This window comes from Amycolatopsis sp. NPDC004772 (genome assembly GCF_053601215.1).
Genome location: NZ_JBSGBK010000004.1, coordinates 176,906 through 197,769, shown reverse-complemented (window position 1 = coordinate 197,769; position 20,864 = coordinate 176,906). Strand labels below are relative to the sequence as shown.

At 74.5% G+C, this 20,864-nt stretch carries 9 protein-coding genes; 6 read left to right on the top strand and 3 right to left on the bottom strand.

The window, feature by feature from the left end; all coding sequences use genetic code 11:
- The 6 genes from ACWEF6_RS04530 (at window position 1) to ACWEF6_RS04505 (ending at window position 6,652) form a co-directional block, all read left to right on the top strand.
- Complete coding sequence (locus ACWEF6_RS04530) at window positions 1-342, top strand: lycopene cyclase domain-containing protein (protein ID WP_310969907.1); 342 nt, start codon at window positions 1-3, stop codon at window positions 340-342.
- Window positions 339-659, top strand: coding sequence for a lycopene cyclase domain-containing protein (locus ACWEF6_RS04525; protein ID WP_310969906.1), 321 nt, complete (start codon window positions 339-341; stop codon window positions 657-659). The genes ACWEF6_RS04530 and ACWEF6_RS04525 overlap by 4 nt, the downstream gene beginning before the upstream one ends.
- On the top strand, window positions 656-1,387 hold the full coding sequence (locus ACWEF6_RS04520) for a class I SAM-dependent methyltransferase (protein WP_449681631.1): 732 nt from the start codon (window positions 656-658) through the stop codon (window positions 1,385-1,387). Before ACWEF6_RS04525 ends, ACWEF6_RS04520 begins: the two co-directional genes overlap by 4 nt.
- Window positions 1,384-2,919, top strand: coding sequence for an FAD-dependent oxidoreductase (locus ACWEF6_RS04515; RefSeq protein WP_449681630.1), 1,536 nt, complete (start codon window positions 1,384-1,386; stop codon window positions 2,917-2,919). Before ACWEF6_RS04520 ends, ACWEF6_RS04515 begins: the two co-directional genes overlap by 4 nt.
- Entirely contained in the window at window positions 2,916-4,145 is a 1,230-nt protein-coding gene (locus ACWEF6_RS04510) for an NAD(P)/FAD-dependent oxidoreductase (RefSeq protein WP_449681629.1), read from the top strand. The genes ACWEF6_RS04515 and ACWEF6_RS04510 overlap by 4 nt, the downstream gene beginning before the upstream one ends.
- A gap of 632 nt (window positions 4,146-4,777) precedes the next feature.
- On the top strand, window positions 4,778-6,652 hold the full coding sequence (locus tag ACWEF6_RS04505; protein WP_449681628.1) for a Calx-beta domain-containing protein: 1,875 nt from the start codon (window positions 4,778-4,780) through the stop codon (window positions 6,650-6,652).
- A 43-nt stretch (window positions 6,653-6,695) separates the two neighbouring features.
- On the opposite strand, the gene ACWEF6_RS04500 is transcribed toward ACWEF6_RS04505, so the two are convergent.
- The 3 genes from ACWEF6_RS04500 to ACWEF6_RS04490 are packed head-to-tail and all read right to left on the bottom strand — an operon-like array spanning window position 6,696 to window position 20,861.
- Window positions 6,696-7,673: a 3-oxoacyl-ACP synthase gene (locus ACWEF6_RS04500; protein ID WP_449681627.1), complete on the bottom strand. Its 978-nt coding sequence runs from the start codon at window positions 7,671-7,673 to the stop codon at window positions 6,696-6,698.
- Window positions 7,670-13,042, bottom strand: coding sequence for a condensation domain-containing protein (locus ACWEF6_RS04495; protein ID WP_449681626.1), 5,373 nt, complete (start codon window positions 13,040-13,042; stop codon window positions 7,670-7,672). Before ACWEF6_RS04495 ends, ACWEF6_RS04500 begins: the two co-directional genes overlap by 4 nt.
- A gap of 13 nt (window positions 13,043-13,055) precedes the next feature.
- Window positions 13,056-20,861 carry an amino acid adenylation domain-containing protein gene (locus ACWEF6_RS04490; RefSeq protein ID WP_449681625.1) on the bottom strand — a complete coding sequence of 2,602 codons (7,806 nt, stop codon included), beginning with the start codon at window positions 20,859-20,861 and terminating at the stop codon, window positions 13,056-13,058.
- Window positions 20,862-20,864 lie beyond the last annotated feature (3 nt).

Here is a 20,864-nt window from a genome sequence, read left to right as displayed (position 1 = left end):
GTGGGCCAGCTCGAATACCTCGTCGTGCTGGCGGCCTGCGTCCTGGTGACGCTGCCGCTGGAGCTCGCCGGAGCGCGCGTGTACCGGCAGCCGCGGCGGCTGGTCCGCACGGTGCTGCCGGTGGCGCTGGTGTTCCTCGTCTGGGACGCGCTGGCGATCGCGGGCCGTGTCTGGGACTACGCGCCGGGCCGCGTCACCGGGATCCGCGCGCCGTTCGCCGTGCCGCTGGAGGAGGTCCTGTTCTTCGTGGTGATCCCGATCTGCGGGCTGCTGACCTACGAGGCCGTCCAGCTCACCACGGTGTTCGTGCGGCGGCTCGCGAAGAAGGAGGCGCGCCGGTGATCCCCTGGGGCTACACCGTGCCCGCGGTCGCCGCGGTGGCCGTCGTCGTGCTGCTCGAGGTCTTCGTGCTGCGCACGGGCCTGTTCCGCCGTCCGGCCTACTGGATCGCGATGGCCATCGTGACCGCCTTCCAGATCCCGGTGGACGGCTGGCTGACCAAACTGTCCGACCCGATCGTCCGTTACTCCCCCGAGCACATCACCGGCTGGCGCTTCCCCTGGGACATCCCGGTCGAGGACTTCCTCTTCGGCTTCGCGCTGGTGACCGCGGTGCTGCTGGTGTGGGAACGAACCGGCCCCCGCGAGGAGCGAGCATGAGCCAGCTGGCCAAGGACGGCCTCCCCCGCGGCACGGTGCCGTCGGCCTTCGACACCGAAGCGCGGTGGTACGACCGGCTGGTCGGCGCCAACCCGGGCTACCACGAACACCTCCGGCTCTCGGCCCGGCGGCTGGAGCTGCCCCGGGCCGGGGCGGGCCTGCGGCTGCTGGACGCCGGCTGCGGCACCGGCGCGTCGACGGCGGCGCTGCGGTCCATCGCACCCGGAGCGGAGATCACCGCCTTCGACGCCTCCGGGGAGATGCTGGCGCAGGCCCGGGCGAAGGACTGGCCGGGCAACGTCACCTTCGTGCACACGCCGGTCGAGGAGCTGGCCGGGATTTCCGGCCCGTTCGACGCGATCCTGGCGGCGTACCTGTTGCGCAACCTGACCGACCCGACCGCCCAGCTGCGGCGGCTGCGCGGGTTGCTGCGGCCCGGCGGGCGCATCGCGATCCACGAGTACTCCGTCCGGGACTCGCGGCGCGCCCGGTGGGTGTGGAACGCGGTCTGCGCGGGCGTGATCATCCCGCTCGGGAAGGTCACCACCGGGGACGCGACCCTCTACCGCCACCTGCGCCGCAGCGTCCTCGAGTTCGACGGGATCGCCGCGCTGGCCGGCCGGCTCACCGACGCCGGCTTCACCGACGTCCGCACCGGCACGATGCCGGGCTGGCAGCACGGCGTCGTGCACACCGTCCTCGGCACCAACCCGCAGGAGCAGTCGTGACCCTCGGCACCGACCGCCGCATCGAGACCCGGCCGGCGCCGCCCGGCCTGCCCGACGCCGGGCGGCTCGGCCGGCGCCCGACCGCGGCGGTCGTCGGCGGCGGCATCGCGGGCCTCACCGCGGCCACCGGGCTGGCCGAGCGGGGCGTCACGGTGACGCTCTTCGAGCGCGACACCCACCTCGGCGGGCGCGTCGGCGGCTGGGCGGACCGGCTGCCGGACGGCACCGGCGTCACCATGAGCCGGGGCTTCCACGCCTTCTTCCGCCAGTACTACAACCTGCGCGCGCTGCTCATGCGCACCGATCCCGGGCTCGACCGGCTGGCCCCGCTGGCCGACTACCCGCTGCTGGACGCCCAGGGCCGCACGGACACCTTCGCCGGGCTTCCCCGGACGCCGCCGTGGAACGCGCTGGCGTTCGCCTGGCGCAGCCCGACGTTCACCCCGCGGGACCTCGTGCGCCTCAACGGCCGCAACGCCCTGCCGCTGGCCACGGTGAGCGTCCCGGAGACCTACCACCGGCTCGACGACATCGACGCCGCGAGCTTCCTCGACGCGATCAACTTCCCCGAAGCGGCCAAGCACCTGGCGTTCGAGGTGTTCTCGCGCAGTTTCTTCGCCGACCCGCGCGAGCTGTCCGCGGCGGAGCTGGCGACCATGTTCCACCTGTACTTCCTGGGCTCCAGCGAAGGTCTGGTGTTCGACGTGCCGACCGAGCCGTTCCCGCAGGCGCTGTGGGATCCCCTGGCCGGCTACCTGGCCGACCGCCGGGTGACGATCCGGACCGGCACGCCGGTGGCGTGCCTCGAACGGACGTCCGACGGCTTCGCGGTGACGACGGCCGAGGACACCGCGCAGTTCGACAGCGTCGTGCTCGCGTCTTCGGTGCGCGGGCTGCAGGCGATCGTCGGCTCGTCGCCCACGGTCGGGACACCGGAGTGGCGGGCGGCGGTGGCCGGGTTGCGCACGGCACCGCCGTTCCTCGTCCGCCGGCTCTGGCTCGACCGGCCGGTCGACGCGGCCCGCCCGCCCTTCCTGGGCACCGGGAGCGTCCCGCCGCTGGACAACATCAGCCTGCTGGACCGCTACGAGGGCGAGGCCCACCGCTGGGCGGCGCGCACCGGCGGCTCGGTTGTCGAGCTGCACGCGTACGCGGCCGCGACCGACGACCGCGAGACGCTGGTGAAGGCCGTGGACGACCGGCTGCACGCGATCTACCCCGAGACGCTGGGTGCGGGGGTGACGGCGTCGATTTCGCTGTGGCGCGAGGATTGCCCGCTGTTCGGCTTGGGCGACTTCGCGCGCCGCCCGACGGTCTCCACCCCGGACCCGGCGCTGGTCCTGGCCGGCGACGGCGTGCGGATCGACCTCCCGGTGGCGCTGATGGAACGCGCGGCGACGACCGGCTGGGCCGCGGCCACCACGCTGCTGCAGGGCTGGGGGCTCGCCGGGCACCCGCTGCGGTCGGTGCCCAACCGCGGCCGGATCGGCGTGCTCAACCGGCTCGCCGCGACGAAGTTCTTCAGCCGATGACCGCCGTCATCGTCGGCGCCGGGCTCGCCGGGCTGGCCGCCGCCGTCACGCTGCACCGGGCCGGCGTGCCGTGCACGGTGCTGGAGGCCTCGGACGACGTCGGCGGCCGGGTCCGCACCGACGTCGTCGACGGCTTCCGGCTGGACCGGGGCTTCCAGATCCTCAACCCGGCCTACCCGGCGATCCGGCGCCTGGTCGACGTGGACGCCCTGCAGCTGGGCCGGTTCTGGCGCGCGGTCCGGGTGGCCGACGACGACCGCGTCTCCCTGCTCGGCCACCCCCTCGACACGCCGAAGGCGTTGCGCGACATCGCGGCCCGGCGTTATCTGTCGGCGAAGGACCTGGCGGCGCTCGGCGCGCTCTCGGCCCGCGTCGCCGCCGGACCGGCCCAGGCGATCATCGACCGCGACGACCGCACGACGCTCGCCGAGCTGCGGCACGCGGGAGTGTCGGCGCGGGCGGTGGAGACGGTGTTCCGGCCGTTCCTCTCGGGCGTGTTCCTGGAGGGCGAGCTGGGTACGTCGGCCCGGTTCTTCCAGCTGGTGTGGCGCAGTTTCCTGCGCTCGGCCCCGTCGCTGCCGGCGCTGGGCATGGGCGAGCTCCCGAGGCAACTGGCCCGCGGCCTGCCGACGTCGGCCGTCCACCTGGAGACACCGGTCGAGGAGGTCCGCCCGGGCGAGGTCCGCACCGCCGACGGCACCCGCTGGCCGGCCCGCGCGGTCGTCGTCGCGACCGACGGTTCCACGGCCGCGCGGCTCGCAGGGGTGGAGGAGCCGCGCTGGAACAGCGGGACGACGTGGTATTTCGCGCCCCCGCGGTCCCCGTTGCGCGAGCCGGTGATCGTGATCGACGCGCGCGGCGGGCCGGTGGTGAACACGAGCGTGGTGAGCGAGGTGTGCCGGACGTACGCACCGCCGGGGACGGCCCTGGTGAGCGCATCGGCGTTGACGGCCCTGCCGGAGGCCGAGGTGCGCCGGGCGCTGGGCCGGATGTACCGCACGGACGCGACGCGCTGGCCACTGGTGGCCCGCTACGAGATCACCCACGGCCTGCCGTCGATGCCCCCGCCGCACGCACTCCGGCGCGACGTCCGGCTGGGCGACGGGGTGTACGTGTGTGGTGACCACCGGGACACGAGCTCGCTGCAGGGGGCGCTGGCATCCGGCACCCGGGCGGCGCGCGCGGTGCTCGCGGATCTCGGCCAGGCGGCGCGCCCGGGCCGCTGAACGGCGCCTCGCGCGGCCGCCGACGCGAGACCACCATCCGAACCGCGCCGGGTCAGGGGCGGCGATCCCGGGACAGAAACCCGCCGCGCACCAGCCCTGCCTCCGGCAGCCGGGCGGCGCGCGGTGCTCGCCGACCTCGGCCCGGGCGGCGCGGGCGGTGCTCGCGGACCTCGGTCAACCAGCGCGCGCGGTGCTCGCCGACCTCGGCCAGGCGGCGCGCCCGGGCCGCTGACCCCGCCGCACGAGCGGGACCGGCCGGCCGGTCCCGCGTAAAGTTTGTCCGGGGCGCCCGGGCCGGAGGATCGCCCGGCCGGGCGACCGAAGCAGCGCTGCGCGTTACGACATTCGGGCGGAAATTCGCTCCCCGCGCTGCAAAAATCGACGCGAGGCCCAAGATCATCCGGCACCGGCCGTGCCAGCACGTCACTGAACCGAGTGAACGCCACACCACGGCCTTCGGTGCCCCGGCTCATCCGAACCATGGTTTCCGTAGCCCGGGGCCGCCCCCATGCCCCGTTGAGCGCCTTGACATGCGGCGCTCCGAGTGACGCTCTCCCTGCCTGCTAACGAAAATCCGCGCTTTCCGTCTTCCCGAGGCAACCCGCAGTAATCCGGCCTTCGGAAGGGAAGTCATGTCGCGGAGATCCTTGTTCGTCGCGCTGACCACGGTCAGTGCGTTGCTCACCCCGGCCGCCGTCGCGGCCGCGGCGCCGCCGGGTGTCGATCCGGCCACCGTCGATCTCACGCTCTCCGCCGGGCAGAGCACCACCGTCACCAAGCACGTCACCACCTCCGCCGTCCCCCCGAACCCCGACCTCGTGCTGCTCGCCGACACGACCGGCAGCATGGCCGGCGCCATCGCCAACGTCCGCACGAACGCCGGTGCCATCACCGGGGACGTGCTCGCCGCGCAGCCGACCGCCCAGTTCGGCGTCGCCGAGTACAAGGACTTCACCGACTCCGTGCCCTTCAAGGTCAACCAGGGCATCACCGCCGACACCGCCGCCGTGCAGGCCGGCATCGACCAGTGGTCGGCCAGTGGCGGTGGCGACCTGCCCGAAGCCGACCTCAACGCGCTCTTCGAACTGGCCAGCGGCGCGGTCACCTTCCGCCCGGACGGCACCCGCATCATCGCCTGGTTCGGCGACGCGCCGTCGCACGATCCCAGCGGCGGGCACACCCTCGCCCAGACCATCGACGCGCTCAAGGCGGCGAAGATCCGGGTCGTCGCGGTCAACGTCGGCGCGCTGGACGCCGACGGCCAGGCGAGCGCCATCGCCACGGCCACCGGCGGCGTGCTGCTGAACAACGTGCCGTCGGACCAGGTGTCGCAGGCCATCCTCGACGGCATCAAGTCCATCGAGGTCACGGTCGCCCCGAAGGTCACCAGCTGCGACCCGCAGCTGACGCTCACCAATGCCCCGGCGAGCGTCAAGGTGCCCAGTGGGGACGTCGCGACGTTCACCGAGACCGTCGCCGCCAAGGCGGACGCCGCGCCCGGCACCTACCACTGCACGGTCGACTACCAGGTCGACGGCGTGTCCCGCGGGTACGTCGAGACGACGACCGTGCGGGTGCTCGGCCTGAGCATCAACGACGTCACGGTGAACGAGGGCTCCGGCGGCGCGCCGGTGCCGGCCACCTTCACCGTGTCGCTGCTCGGCGGCGCCGGCCCGAACCCGGTGTCGGTGCACTACGCCACCGCGAACGGCACGGCGACCGCTCCCGCGGACTACCAGGCGGCGAGCGGTGACGTGACCTTCGCGCCCGGCGAGACGACCAAGCCGGTGACCGTCCTGGTCAACCCGGACACCGTCGACGAGCCGGACGAGACGTTCACCGTCACCCTGTCCGCGCCCTCGGGCGCCGGGCTGGTGGACCCGACCGGCGTCGGCACGATCGTCGACGACGACCGGGACGGCGTCTTCTCCTGCACCGGCACCGCCGCGAACGTCATCGGCATCACCGCGGCCGTGGCGAACCCGGCGAACCTGCCCTGCGCCGACGACAGCAAGACCGTCCTCGACGCGACGCTCAACGCCGGCCTGATCAAGGTGCAGACGCACGCGCTGACCTCGTCGACCGACCTGGCCCCCGACAACCAGTCGGCGGCTCCGGCGGCCGGTGACCACGCGCAGGCGTCGGCCAAGATCGACAAGACGGTGATCAGCACGGTCGGGCTGACCATCGAGCTGGGCGTGATCCAGTCCCAGGCGGCGGCGACCTGCCAGCCGGCCCCGGGCGGGCTCGCCCCGGTGCTGACCGGCAGCTCGAACATCGCGTCGCTGAAGATCAACGGCGTCTCGGTCACGGTGGGCTCGGCGCCGCTGACCATCGCGCTGGTCATCGGCTCGCTGAAGCTGAACGGCCAGACCATCGCGAACGGCGTCGTGAAGCAGCAGGCCGTCGCGCTGGAGACCCCGCTGGCGAAGATCGTGCTCGCGGAGTCCCAGGCCGACGTGCACGGCACCGCCGCGCACCCGGCCGGCAACCCCTGCAAGCGCTGATCCGGTGAACCCCGGGGCGGGCGGCTGCCGCCCGCCCCGGGCCTCACAGCTCGTGCGACGTCGTGTCGTCGGTCGTCACCAAGAGCGCGCTCCACGCCGCGGCCGGGCTGATGTTGAGCAGCACCGCGCGCCCGCCGAATTCCCCGGTTTCCCGGGCGCTGGAGAGGTTGAAGAAGACGTCGTTGGGCCCGAGGTGGCCGAAGCGGGCCAGGTTGTCGAAGCACGCCTTCGCGATCGGGACGCCGATCGCCTCCGACCAGTTCCGGAACGCCGCCGTGGACAGGTTCTGCGCGAGGTAGCACGGGACGTCGGCGGGACTCAGGCCGTTGCGGCCGAGCAGGCGGGTGACCAGCGCCCGCAGCCGGTTGCGGGTCTCCACGGCCAGCCGGAACGAATAGACCGCCGGGTCGGTGCACTCCTCCCGCCAGCGCGCGAACTCCTCGTCGCGGTACTCGACGCGGAACAGGTCCGCGTAAGCCCCGTTCGTCTCCAAGAGGACATCCCGGATCCGGAGTTCTCCCTCACGCCGCAACAGAAGCGCGCCACCGCTGTCGCCGTTGACCGTGACGGGGTGGCGGTAGCGCCCCGGCGTCGCGGGCTTGCTGCCGTGCAGGACGAGCACGTTCCCCAGCCCCGGATCGGCGCGCAGCAGCCCGTCCGCGGCGAGCAACGCCGGGGTGAGTGACGCACACCCGAGGCCACCGACGGAAAACGCCATCGCCCGGTCCGCGCCCAGCATCGCCTGCAGCCGGGTCGCTTCCGAGCTGACCAGCGTCTGCGGGGCCCGCGGCTCCACCGTCAGGACGACGTCGACGTCGTTCGCGTCGAGGCCCGCGGTGGCCAGCGCCCGCTCCCCCGCCCGGGCGGCGAGATCGGCCGCGGTCAGCGTGTCGTCGGCGGGGACCCGGTCGATGCCGAGCGCGGTGCAGGTCGCGCGTTCGGCGTCGGACAGCGAGGGCAGCTCGGCGACCGGCAGAAAAGTCTCCGGCAGGTACCAGGCCGAGGCGGCGAGCGCGATCACGGCAGTTCGGTGAAGGCGCCCAGGATTTCGTCGGCCAGCGCGTCCAGGCGCTCCTGGCCGACGCCGCCCGCCACGGCCAGCCGCAGTGCGCCGTCCCGCACCGCGCTGGTGACGACCAGCGGGAACCAGGACGCGACCGCGCGTTTGAGGTTCACCGACAGGTCCCAGCGGGTCCGCAGCAGGCGGACGCCGGAGTCGAACGCGGAGGTGTCGCTCGGCCCGTGCAGCACCAGGACCTCCGGCTCGGGCAGGGCCCGCAACCGGGCGGTCCCGGGCGAGTCCGGCGAGAGGTGGCGCAGCATCCCGTAGCCGACGCCGTCGTTCGGCACCGACCGCGCGCGGTCGGCGATCTCCGGCAGGCAGTCCCGGGCCGTGGTGCCCGGCCCGACCGGCAGCACCAGCGGGTGCAGCGTGGTGAACCAGCCCACCGACGGGCCGCGCCCGGCCAGCCGGAACGGGTTCGGCGTGGCCTCCCCCTCGGTCATCACGAACGCGCTCGGCGCGTCCTGCCACCGGGCCAGGCCGCAGGACACCGCGCACAGCGCCGCTTCCCGGCCCTCGGCGCCGCCGGCCGACAGCAGGGTCGCCACCGCCGGGTCGTCGAGGGTCCGGGCGGTGATGCCGTCGCCGGGCGCGCCGCCGATCGCGCCGGCCGCCGCGCCCGCCCGCAGGGTCGCCGTCCAGTAGGTCAGCTCCGCCGAGAGCTCGTCGGAGGCCGCCATCGCCCGCAGGTGCTCGGCCCATTCGCGCCACCGCGGCGGCCGGGGCGTGAGGGCGGGCGCGCGGCCGGCCGCGAGGTCCGCGAGCAGCACGTCGAGGTCGTCGAGGACGACCACAGTGGACATGTTGTCGAAGACGAAGTGGTTGACCAGCAGGACGAGCAAGCCACCGCGGGCACGGCCGCGGTCGTAGTGGCGGACGCGGAACAGCGGCCCGCGCGCCGGATCCATCTCCGCCTTCAGGGCCAGGCAGTCGTCCGCGACGATCGCGAGTTCCTCGTCGGCGGTCAGCGGCGGGAGCACCTTGGTGTCGAACACGTCCGCCGCGGTGAGGTCCGCGACTTCGAGCCGGGCGCCCAGCGCGTTGCGCCGCAGCCGGTACCGCAGCGGTTCGTGCAGGGCGAGGAGGTGCCCGATCGCCGTCCGGATCGCCGCACCGCCGATCTCGGGGGTGGTTTCCACGGTGTGGACGTCGACGAAGTCGCCGACGTCGTCCGGCATCCGGTCCAGGAAGCTGAGCATGATCGGGGTCGGCGGGATCGCGCGCGGCGGCTCGGAAACCGGCACTTCCGCGGGCGTGGCGACGGCGGGACCGTCGACGACCGCGGCCCGGGCCAGTTCGCCGAGCGTGCGACACTGCAACAGCTGCTGCGGGGTGAAGTGGACGCCGTCCTTGGCCGCCCGCGCGGCCACCCGGACGCCGAGGACCGAATCGCCGCCGAGGTCGAAGAAGTTGTCCTTCGGGCCGACCGGGCCGCCGCCGGTCAGCAGGTCCGCGCAGATCGCGGCGAGGACCCGCTCGGCGTGGGCGGCGGTGTCACTGTCCACAAGGGATGGTGTGGTCATGGCGGGCTCCCGGTGGGTGGGGGCGGGGACCGGCTCGCCGTCGACGGCCGGGAGGGCGGCCAGGGGGCGGCCGGGTTCGCGCAGCACGGCGTCGAGCAGGCCGGGCAGGAGGCGGGCGAGCGCGTCGGCCGTCCCGCGGTCGAAGAGGGCGGTCGCGTACTCGAAGTAGCCGTCCATCGGCCCGTCCTGCTGGTCGATGACGCCGACGGTGAGGTCGAACTTCGCGGTGCCCGGCGCGATCCCGGCGACGGTGCCGGCGTCGGAGAAGCGCGAGCACTCCAGCCCGCCCAGTTCGGCGGTGTCCTGCGGGACGTTCTGGTAGGTGTAGGCGACGTCGAACAGCGGCTGGCGGCCGGGTTCGCGCGGCCCGCACACCGCCGAGACGATCTTCTCCAGCGGGATTTCCTCGTGGTCCAGGACGTGGGCGACGGTGTCCGCACAGCGCCGGACCAGGTCGGTGAACGACAGCGCGCCCTCGACCCGGGTGCGGAACGGCGGCAGGTTGTTGAAGTACCCCATGAGGTCGTGCGTCGCCGGGTGCGTCCGGCCGGAGGTGGCCACGCCGACGACGACGTCGGTGAAGCCGGCCCAGCGGTGCAGCAGCGCGTCGACCAGCGCCAGCATGGTGACGAACGTCGTCACGCCGTGTTCGCGGCTGAACCGGCGGGCGGCCTCGGCGGCCGGTTCGGCGATGGTGAACTCGACGAGGTCGCCGTCGAAGGACTGGGCGATCGGGCGGGGCCGGTCCAGCGGCAGCTGCGCGGCAGGCAGGCCGGCCAGCTCGGCGCGCCAGAACCGCAGGCCGCGCTCGAGGGTCTCCCCCGACAGGCGCCGGCGTTGCCAGGCCGCGAAATCGGCGAACTGGAAGGGCAGCTCCGGCAGCGCGGGCGCCCGCCCGGCCAGCCGGGCCTGATACAGCTCGGTGAAGTCGCGGAAGAAGATCGTCGGCGACCAGCCGTCGAAGACGATGTGGTGGTAGGTCCAGATCAGGACGTGGTCGGCCTCGGCCAGGCGCACCAGGGTGACCCGGACCAGCGGGCCGGTGGCCAGGTCGAACGGACAGACGGCCTCCTCGCCGGCCAGCCGGTGCGCCGCCGCGGTGCGCTCGGCTTCGGGCAGCGTGCTCAGGTCGTGCACGACGAGCCGGGGACCGGGTTCGGCGAGGCGGGTGCACGGCACGCCGTCGTCGTCGGGGATGCAGGTGCGCAGGATTTCGTGGCGGTCGAGGAGGTCCTGCACGGCCCCGGCGAGCGCGGCTTCGTCCAGGGGGCCGGACAGCCGGAGGTCGTGCGGGATGTTGTAGAGCGCGCTGCCGGGGTTGAGCCGGTCGAGGAACCACAGCTGTTCCTGGCCGAACGACAGCGGCAGGGAGCCGCCGCGCGGCAGCACGGCGATGGCGGGGACGTCGTCGGACGGGCGCCGCTCGGCCCGTACGGCCTCGATGCGGGCGGCGAAGGCCCGCACGGTCGGGTGGCCGTACAGGTCGGCGAACGTCAGCTCGATGCCGAAGTCGCGCTCCATGGTGCGCAGCGCGGTGATCGCCGCGATCGACGTCCCGCCGAGGGCGAAGTAGTCCGACTCGCGGTCGAGTTCGTCCTCCCCCAGTGCCCGCGCCCAGACTTCGGCGACCCGGCGCTCGGTGTCCACATCGGACACCACGGCGACCGGCTCGGCCACCGGGGTTTCGACGGACGGCGAGCCTGCCGGGCGGCACCAGCAGCGGACGCCTTCCAGCGGGTAGGCCGGCGCTTCGATCCGCGGCACGACCGTCCCGGCGTAGTGGCGGTCCCAGTCGAGCCGGACGCCCAGCCGGTAGAGCGTGGCCACCTGCCGCAGCACCGCTCGCCGCCCGGGCCCGGCGATCAGTTCGACGCAGCCGAGCTCGGGTGCCAGCCGGCGCATCGTCCGCGAGAGCACGCCGCCGGTGCCGAGCTCGACCAGCACCGCGCCGTCCCGGACGAACCCGCGCACCGCCTCGGCCAGCCGGCCCGAGTCGAGCGCCGAGCCGACGGCCCGGCCCGCCGCGGCGGCCAAGCCGTCCTCGATGGACAGTTCGCCGCGCGCGATCCGCACCGACAGGTTGCCCGCGCCGGACCCGACGAGGTGGGTGTCGGGCAGACCCAGCGACCGGGCCAGCCGGTGCAGCGCGTGGTGGACGGCGACCAACCGGGGGGCCGGTTCGCCGGGCAGCGGGTCGTCGCCGAGGACCGGCCACGCCGCGCAGAGGTCCGCCCAGAGCTCGGGTTCGACCCCGCCGTCGCCGGAGAACAGCAGCACCACGGGTGGGTCGTCCGCGGCGGGCGTGTCCGGGACGGCGGCCGACCTGAGGGCCGTGGCGAGCGCGTCGGGTTCGTCGGCGACCACGGCGATCCGGACGGGGTGGTCGTCGCGGCCGCGGTTCATCGCGTGGCCGACGGCGAGGACATCGTGCCCGCTCGATTCGGCGAAGTCCGCAAGTTCGGCGCGGTAGCGGGCGAGTGCGGACGCCGTCTTCGCCGAGACCGTCACCAGGTGTTCGGTCCCGTCCGGGGCCGCGGGCTTCGGAGCCTCCGGGGGCTGCTCGACCACGGCGTGCACGTTGGTCCCGGTGAGCCCGAACGAGCTCAGGCCCGCGCGCCGCGGTGTGGCGCCCTCCCAGGGGCCGAACGCGGGGTTGACCTGCACCGGGCCGTCGAAGTCGAGCAGCGGGTTGGGGGTCTCGAAGTGCGCGGTCGGGTACCGGACGCCGCGCCGCACGCTGAGCAGCACCTTGACCAGCCCGGCGACCCCGGCGGCGTTGTCGAGGTGCCCGATGTTGCCCTTGATCGAGCCGATCGCGCAGGACGGGGTGGTCACCCCGGCGTCGAGGAACGCCTGGCGCAGGGCCTCGACCTCGACGACGTCGCCGAGCGGGGTGGCCGAGCCGTGGCACTCGACGTACCCGACGGTGGCCGGGTCGACGCCGGCGTCCCGCCAGGCCGCGGTGATCACCTCGGTCTGGGCCGCCCGGCTCGGCGCGCTCATGCTGGCCATCCGGTAGCCGTTGTGGTTGACGGCGATGCCCTTCAGGACGGCGTGCACGTGATCGCCGTCGGCGAGCGCGGCGGCCAGCGGCTTGAGCACGACGATCCCGCCGCCTTCGCCGCCGACCGCGCCGGTGGCCTTCTCGTCGAACGGACGGCACCGGCCCTCGGGCGATTCGACCCCGCGGACCGGGACGTGCCCGGCCTCGCGGATCGGCACCGGCCGCACGCTGATGCCGCCGGCCAGCGCCAGGTCGGCGGCCCCGCTGCGCAGCAGGGCGACGGCGTGGGCGACGGCGACCAGGCTGCCGCTGCAGGCGGTGTCGAGGACGAGCGCGGGCCCGGTGAAGTCGTGGCGGTAACTGATCCGCGCGGCGAGCGAAGCCGCCAGGATGCCGAGAATCTGCTGCGGGTCCTCCTCGTCGAAGAGGTCTTCGTAGTCGCTGCGCGAGCTGCCGAGCACGACGGCGGTGCGTGAGCCGCGCAGGGCTTGGGGCGCGTAGCAGGCGTTCTCGAGGGCTTCGTGGGCGAGTTGCAGGATCAGCCGCTGGTGCGGGTCCATCCAGGCGGCTTCGGCCGGTGGCACGCCGAAGAAGCGGTGGTCGAAGCGGTCGATCCGGTCGAGGTAGCCCATCGGCAGGTAGCCGGGGCCGGGCGCGAAGCCGTTCTCCCGCAACCGTTCCTCGGCCGGCTGGCCGGTGACGTCGCGCCCTTCGGCGAGCAGGTCGTGGACGGCCGCCGGCCCGTGGGCGCCCGGGAGCAGGGCGGACACCCCGATGATCGCCACGTCGTCGGTGCGCACCGGTTCCGGCCTCCTAGAGTTCGTAGTCCCGCGGCGGGTTCAGGCCGCGGTCCACGGCCCGGCCCAGCGCTTCGAGCGTGGGGTGCTCCAGCATCAGGGCGAGAGCGCCGACGGTGGGGTTGTCGAACAACGCCCGCGGCGCCAGCGCGGCACCGAAGTCGGCCCGCAGCCGGGCGGTGACCCGCAGGCACAGCAGCGAGTCACCGCCGAGGGCGAAGAAGTCGTCATCGACGCCGACCTGGTCGACGGAGAGGACCTCGGCCCAGATCCGGCTGAGGGCCCGCTCGGTGGCGGTGCGTGGCGCGAGGTAGGGCGGCTCGCCCGCGGGGGGTGCGACGGCCGGGCGCTCGCGCGGCAACGCGGCGGCGCTGCTTGGCACGCGTTGGCCGGCGGGCGAGCGCTCCCCCGGCCCCGTCAACTCGCGCAGCAGCTCCACGAGCTCCCCCACCAAGGCCTCCGCCGGCCCCCGGTCGAACAGCGCCGGGTCATATCCCAGCCTCAGACTCAGCGGCTCGTCGTCGCGCGCGCTGCCGTGGGCGATCAGCACCAAGGGATAGTTGGTGATCTCGACCGCCGTCATCTCCGCCACGTGCAGGCCGCGCTCGGCCAAAGCTTCGCGGTCGAACGGGTAGTTCTCGAAGACCACGATGCTGTCGAACAGCCCTGTCCGGGCCGGCAGCCCGCTCCAGCGGCGCAGCGCCGCCAATGACACGTGCCCGAAACGGCGGGCCTCGGCCTGGTCGGCCTGCAACCGCCGGAACCAGCCCGGCCCGTCTTCCGCGACCGTCACCCGGACCGGGACCGTGTTGACGAACATCCCCACCATCCGGTCCACGCCGGGCAGTTCGGGCGGGCGGCCGGACACCACCGCGCCGAAGCAGACGTCCGGATCGCCGCCGTGCCGGGCCAGCAGCCGCGCCCACGAGCCCTGGACGACGGCGTTGACCGTCAACCGGTGCCGCCGCGCGAACGCGGCCACCCGGCCGGAGTCCACTGCGGACAGTGAGCGTTCCACTGTGGACGTCGAGCGGGCGCGGTGGGCACGGCCCGGCGGGCGGTCGTACGGCAACCGGGTGGGGGTGAGCCCGGAAAGGGCCTTGCGCCAGTGGGTTTCGGCGACCGCCGGGTCCTGGCGGGCCAGCCAGGCGAGGTGGTCGGCGAACGGGCGGCGGCGTTCGGCGGGCAGCCCGGACAGGTGCGCGAGGACGTCGGTGAGGACCTCGAAGACGCTCCAGCCGTCGAGGATCACGTGGTGGAACGTCCACAGTGTCCGGACCCGGGTGTCGTCCAGCCGGACCAGGGTGACCCGCATCAGCGGCGCCACGGCGGGGTCCAGCCCGGCTTCCCGGTCGGCGGCGAGCAGTTCGGCTTCGTCGTACGAGCGCCCGTCGTGCACGGTCACCGGCAGGGTGACGGCCCGGTGCACGACCTGCACCGGCTCGCGGACGCCGGTCCAGCGGATCGCCGTCCGCAGCGCGGGGATCTCGTCGACCGCCCGCCGCCAGGCGCCTTCCAGGGCCCCCAGGTCGTCGACGCCGGTCAGCGTGAAGCAGACCTGTTCGAGGTAGGTGCCGGGTTCGGACAGGCTGTGGAACAACATCCCGGCCTGCATCGGGGTGAGCGGGTAGACGTCCTCGACGTGCCGGCCGTCGCCGAGGACCCGGTCGAGTTCGGCCTGGCTCGCCGCGGTGAGCGGGAAGTCGGACGGCGTGCGGCCGCCGGCGCCCGGCTCGGCGCAGTGGGCGGCGATCTCCCGCAGCGCGGTCAGCGTCTCGCCGGCCAGGCGGGTGACGGTGCCGGCGTCGTGCGCGCCCGGGGAGTAGGTCCACTCGAATTCGAGTTCGCCGCCCGCGGTGACGGCCGCGGTGACATCGAGGCGCGAGGTGCCGGTGACGTGCGGCGCCCGGCTCAGCCCGATGGCCGAGGGAGCGCCACGGAACAACGCACCGGACTCCGGCTCGGCGTCGAAGCGGCCCAGGTAGTTGACCGCCGCCACCGGGCGGGATTTCGGCAGCTCCTCCTCCCCCAGGTACCGCAACGCCCCATACCCCAGCCCCCGGTCCGGGACCGCGCGCAAACACTCCTTCACCGCCTTCAGCACCGCACCCCACCCACCGTCCCGGGGTACCTCCACCGGGCACGGGTACAGCGTCGTGAACCAGCCCACCGTCCGGGACAGGTCGACCTCCTCGAAGACGTCCTCGCGGCCGTGTCCCTCCAGCTCCAGCAGTACCGCCGCCCGCCCCAGCCAGCCGCCCAGGACCCGGCCGAGCGCGCTCACCAGCACGTCGTCGATCCGGGTGCGGTAGGCGGTGAACGTGTCGCGCAGCAACGCCGCCGTCTCGTCCGCGGCGAGCCGGACCGTCACCGCGCGAGGCGGCCGCGGGTCGCCGTCCGGCCCGGCGCCCGGCGCCGTCCGGCGCCAGAACCCGGCGGCGAACCCGCCCGCCGCCACGTGCCCGGCCAGCCGGCGGGACCAGTCGCCGAACGACGTGGTCCGCGGCGGCAGCTCCACCGGCCGCCCGGCGCGCGCCGCGGCGTACGCGGTGCGCAGGTCCGCCAGGAGGATCCGCCACGAGACGCCGTCGACGACCAGGTGGTGGGCGGCCAGCAGCAGCCGTGAGCCGTCCAGGACCGCGGTGAACAACGGGCCGCCGTCCAGCTCGAAGAAATCCATGGTGGACACCGGACCGGCGCGGAAGGCGGTGAACGGTTCCGTGTACTCCTGCCGCCACTCGCGGCCGGCCCGGCGGAAGCGCAGCCGGAGCGCGTCGTGGTGGTCGACGAGCGCCGCGACCGCGGTCCGCAGTGCCGCCTGGTCGACGTCCGCGGCGAGCTCGGCCGACACCCATTGGGTGAAGTGCCCGGGGTGCTCGGTGATCGTCTCGAAGAACCAGTGCTGGATCGGCGACAGCGGCACCGGGCCGGACGGCCGGGGTGCCTCGCGCGCCGCGGGTGCCTCCCACACCCCCGCCGCGGCCAGCTCGGCCGGGGTCTGCCGGAGGAAGACGTCCTTGGCGCTCAGCCGCAGCCCGAGCTGGCGGGCGCGCGCCACGACCTGGATGCCGAGGATCGAATCGCCGCCCAGTTCGAAGAAGTTGTCCCGCGTGCCGACGTGCTCGACCCCGAGGACCTCGGCCCACACGCGCGTCAGCAGCTCCTCGGCCGGGCTGCGCGGCGCCGTGCGGACTCCGGCGGCTCGCGGCCGCGGCGCCGGCAGCGCCCGGCGGTCGACTTTGCCCTGCGGTGTCAGCGGGAACCGGTCGAGCAGCACCAGCGCGCCGGGGACGAGGTGGCCCGGCAGGCTCTTCCCCAGGAAGTCCCGCACGGCGCCGGGCTCGACCGGGCGGCGGGGCACGACGTACCCGGCCAGCCGCTTGTGGCCGGGGGTGTCCTCGCGCGCCACCACGACGGCCTCGGCGACGTCCGGGTGCCGCCGCAGCGCCGCCTCGACCTCGCCCACCTCGATCCGGAAGCCGCGGATCTTGACCTGGTCGTCGGACCGGCCGAGGAAGTCGAGGACCCACTCCTCGCCGGCGCGCCAGCGCACGACGTCGCCGGTGCGGTACAGCCGGGTGCCGTCGCCGAAGGGGTCGGCCACGAACCGGTCGGCGGTCAGGCCGGGCCGGTCGAGGTAGCCGCGGGCCAGGCCGCTCCCGCCGACGTACAGCTCGCCGGGCACGCCGGCCGGCACCGGCGCGAGGTGGCTGTCCAGCACCAGGCAGCGCGTCCCGGTGATCGGCCGCCCGATCGGCACCGGCCGCCCGCCGTCGCCGTCGCGGACGCGGTGGCAGGCGGTGAACGTGGTGCCCTCGGTCGGCCCGTAGCCGTTGACGAGTTCGAGGTCCGGGCACCGGCGCAGGACCGCCGCGCACTGCCGCGGCGACAGGACGTCGCCGCCGGACACGAGCCGGCGCAGACCCGCGAACACGCCGGGATCGGCCGCCGCCACCTCGTGGAACATCCCCGCGGTCAGCCACAGCGCGGTGACGCCCTCGGCGCGGACGAAGGCGCCGAGGGCCTCGACCGACGGCACGTCTTCCGGATCGATCGCCAGCCGCGCCCCGGACAGCAGCGCACCCCAGATTTCCAGGGTCGAAGCGTCGAAGGACAGCGGCGCGTACTGCGTCGCGACGTCGTCGGGCCCCAGCCGGGCGGATGCGTCGGCGCACAACCGGGTCACCGAGCGGTTCTCGATCAGCACGCCCTTGGGCCGGCCCGACGACCCGGAGGTGTAGAGCACACAGGCCAGGTTCTCCGGCCGGGCCCGGCGCGGCGGGGCGTCGCCGGGCCCGCTTCCGTCGTCCGAGAGCAGCACCTGCGTCCCGCGGGGGACCCGATCGCGTGCCGCGCGGGTCGTGACGACCGTCTTGGCGCCGGAATCGGTCAGCAGCAACGCCAACCGCTCGTCCGGGTAGCGCGGGTCGAGCGGGACGTAGGCGCCGCCGGCCTTCAGGATCGCGAGCATGCCGACGACCGCGTCGATCCCCCGCGGCACGCACAGGCCGATCCGGACGTCCGGGCCGGCGCCGCGGGCGATCAGGGCGTGGGCGAGCCGGTTCGCCCTGCGGTCCAGCTCCCGGTAGGTCACCGCGGTGCCGGCGCCGGTCACGGCGAGGGCGTCCGGGCGTTCGCGGACGCGCTCGGCGAAGACGTCGAGGACGGTCCGGCCGGGCCCCTCCACCGGATTGCGGCCGACGGCCAGGAGTTCCCGTCGTTGCGCGGGCGCCGGGAACGGCAGCCGGGACAGCCGCCGGCCCGGGTCGTCGGCGATGCCGGTGAGGAGGGTGCGCAGGTTTTCGGCCAGCCGCCGGATGGTGTCGGCGTCGAAGAGGTCGGTGCTGTATTCGATGGTGGTGCGGAGGCCGCCGTCCCGCGGCTCGAACTCCAGGGTGAGGTCGAACTGGGCCGAGTGCCGGGGCAGGTCGGCCTCCTCGACGGCCAGCCCGGCGAGCTCCGGCAGCGCCGAGGGCGCGTTCTGCAGCACGACCATGGCGCTGACCAGCGGCGACCGGCTCGCGTCGCGGTCCGGGGCGAGCAGCTCGACCAGGCGGCCGAAGGGGACGTCGTCGTGGGCCATCGCGTCGAGCACGGTCGAGCGGACGCCGGTGAGGAAGTCGGCGAAGGACGGGTCGTCGTCGAGCCGGGAGCGGATCACGACGGTGTTGACGAAGAAGCCGACGAGCCCGGCGAGCTCGTCCCAGGACCGCCCGGCCGTGACGGTGCCGAGCGCGATGTCGCGCTGGCCGGTGTAGCGCGCGAAGAGGACCTGCGCGGCGGCGATGAGGGTCATGAACAGCGTGGCGCCGCGCTGCCGGCCGAGTTCGGCGAGCCGGGTGGTCACGGCCGGGGGAACGGTGAAGCGGTGCGTTGCGCCCGCTGTCCCGCGCACGGCGGGCCGCGGGCGGTCGGTGGGCAGCTCCAGTGCCGGGACCCCGGCGAGCTGCCGTTCCCAGTAGGCGATCCGGTCGTCGAGCTCCGGACCGGCGAGCCGCTCGCGTTGCCAGGCGGCGAAGTCGGTGTAGCGCAACGGCAGCGGGGGCAGCTCGGCGCCGGGGTCCGAGTAGAGCAGGCCGAGCTCGTGGGCGAGCACGCCCATCGACCAGCCGTCGGTGATGATGTGGTGCAGGACCAGGACGAGCAGGTGGTCGTCTTCCCCGAGGCGGAAGACGGTGGCGCGGAAGAGCGGGCCGCGGGCGAGGTCGAAGGGCCGGTGCACCTCGCGTTCGACACCGTCGGCGGCGCGGACGTCCGGCCGGATGTCCGGCGGCGGCCCGACGACCTGGACCCCCCGCCCGCCGACGGTGGGGAAGGTCGTCCGCAGCGACTCGTGCCGCTCGGCCAGCGCGGTGAGGGCCCTGGCCAGTGCGTCGACGGAGAGGGGGCCGCGCAGGCGGAATCCGGCGCTGGTGTGGTATTCGGCGCTGCCCGGGGCGAGCTGGTCGAGGAACCAGAGCCGTTGCTGCCCGGAGGAGAGGGGAAGGGCGGCGCCGGGCGTGGCACGGGCGGGCGCGTGCCCGGAGTGCGCGGCGGGCAGGGCCGCGGCAAGCCCGGCAACGGTCCGGTGTGCGAAGACGGCTTGGGCGGCCAGGGCGGTCCCGAGGCGCCGGTTGAGCGTACCGGCGACTCGCATGGCGAGGATGGAATCGCCGCCGAGCTCGACGAAGTCGTCATCGGTGCTGATGTGGTCCAGGCCGAGCGAGTCCCGCCAGACCTCGGCGACGAGCGCTTCGGCGGGGCTGCGCGGGGAGGTGCCGTGGGGGTGGCCGGGGTCCGGCAGGGCACGGCGGTCGAGCTTGCCGTTGGCGGTCAGGGGGAGGGTGGCGAGTTCGACGAACCGGGCGGGGATGAGGTGCTCGGGCAGGCGGCTGCGGAGGTAGGCGCGCAAGTCGGTGCCGGAATTCGGCTCGGTTCCCGTGTTGGTTTCCGCCCCGAGCTCCGGCCCGCCCTGGGGCGCAGGCCCTGCGCCGGACTTCGGCCCGCCCTCCGCCTCGGTTCCCACGGCGGCACCCGCCCCGCCGGTCTCCGAAGCCGTCCTCCGCACGACATAGGCGACCAACCGGTCATCCCGGCCGGTGCGGCGAGCCACCACCGCCGCTGCCGCCAGGTCCGGGTGGGTCAGCAGGGCCGCCTCCGTTTCCGCCGGGTCCGTCCGGATGCCGCGGATCTTCACCTGGTCGTCGGTGCGGCCGAGGTAGTCCAGCAGGCCGTCTTCGCGGTGGCGGACCTGGTCGCCGGTGCGGTACATCCGCGTCCCCGGTGGTCCGGCCGGGTCCGCGATGAACGCCGCCGCCGTGGCGCCCGGGCGGCCGAGGTAGCCCCTTGCCAACCCGGCTCCGGCCAAGCAGAGCTCGCCCTCCCGGGCCGGGCGCAGTGCGGTGTCCCGTACCTCGGCGCGGGTTCCCGCGATGGGGCGGCCGAGCACCGCTCGGTCCTCCGGCACGGTGTCGCACAGCAGACTGTCCACTGTGGTCTCCGTGGTTCCGTACGCGTTCCACACCACGACCCCGGCGGCGCGCAGCTCGGCCCCGAGGTCCGGATCCACGGGCTCGCCCCCGGCGATGACGAGGCGTGGCCGCGCGGGGCCGTCCAGCAGGCCGGCGAGGATGAGCATCCGGAGGTGGGACGGGGTCACGTCGAGCACGTCGATCCGCGCGGCCGCCAGCGCCGCGACCGTCTCCCGCGGGTCCAGCCGGTCCAGGACGTGCAGTTCGTGCCCGGCCAGCATCCACAGCAGCGGCACCCACGAGGCGTCGAACGACAGCGCCGCGGTGTGCGCCACCCGCAGCCGCTCGCCGGCGGTTGCGAAAAGGCCGTCGCGGTGCGCGGCGAACAGGGCGAGGAGGCCGCCGTGGGTGCCGAGGACGCCGCGCGGGCGGCCGGTGGAGCCGGACGTGTAGAGGACGTAAGCGAGATTCTCCGGCCGGATCCGCGGCGGGGAACCAGCCGAGCAGTCGCCCTCCAGGAACACCGGCACGCACCGGCTCGGCAACTCCCCGGCCAGATCCGGCCGGGTCAGCACCAGCGTGACCCCGGCGTCCGCCACCAGCGCCGCCCGGTGCCGCGGCGGGTGCGCCGGGTCCAGCGGCACGTACGCCGCCCCCGCCTTCAGCACTCCGAACAGCGCCACCACCATCTCGGCCCCGCGCTCCAGCAGGAGCCCGACGCGGGTCTCCAGCCCCGCGCCGCACGACGCCAAACGCCGAGCCACTTCGTCGCTGCGGGCCGCCAGTTCCGCGTACCCCAGCCGGGTCCGGCCGCACACCAGCGCGGTTTCCGCCGGCGTGCGCGCAGCCTGGTGGGTCAGCAGATCGCCCACGCT

Bases quoted from the DNA above. Each gene is read 5' to 3' on its own strand.
- ACWEF6_RS04510 (WP_449681629.1), top strand. From the start codon at position 2,916: ATGACCGCCGTCATCGTCGGCGCCGGGCTCGCCGGGCTGGCCGCCGCC.
- ACWEF6_RS04505 (WP_449681628.1), top strand. From the start codon at position 4,778: ATGTCGCGGAGATCCTTGTTCGTCGCGCTGACCACGGTCAGTGCGTTG.
- ACWEF6_RS04520 (WP_449681631.1), top strand. From the start codon at position 656: ATGAGCCAGCTGGCCAAGGACGGCCTCCCCCGCGGCACGGTGCCGTCG.